Annotated in this window: 1 protein-coding gene; it reads left to right on the top strand. The window is 75.0% G+C overall.

Annotation, left to right across the window (positions count from 1 at the left end):
• A partial coding sequence (locus DBV35_RS29370; RefSeq protein ID WP_281262257.1) for a hypothetical protein occupies window positions 1-404 on the top strand: 404 nt, incomplete at both ends.

Raw genomic sequence — 404 nt, 5'->3', positions numbered from 1 at the left:
GTGCTCTTCCGATCTCCGGTGGCCGCGAGGAGAACTGGCGGTTCACCCCGCTGCGCCGGCTCAAGGGCCTGCACGACGGCAGTGCCGCGTTCGAGGGCACCGCGCCGGTCTCGGTCACCGAGGCCGCCGGGGTGACCGTCGAGAAGGTCGGCCGCGACGACGCCCGGATCGGCGAGGGCGGTGTCCCGTTCGACCGGGTCGCCGCCGCGGCCTGGTCCGGGTTCGGCGAGGCCACCCTGGTCACCCTGGACGGGGAGAAGCTCGACCCGGTGACCGTCACCGTGGACGGCCCCGGCGAGGGCGTCACGGCGGCCGGCCACCTGCACATCCGCACCACCCCGCACACGCAGGCCACGGTCGTCGTCGTGCACCGGGGGTCGGGCGTGCTGGCCGACAACACCGAG

The sequence above is a fragment of the Acuticoccus kandeliae genome (assembly GCF_003073115.1).
Note: the sequence above shows the minus strand (reverse complement) of the source record. Positions and strands in the feature narration are given on the sequence as shown.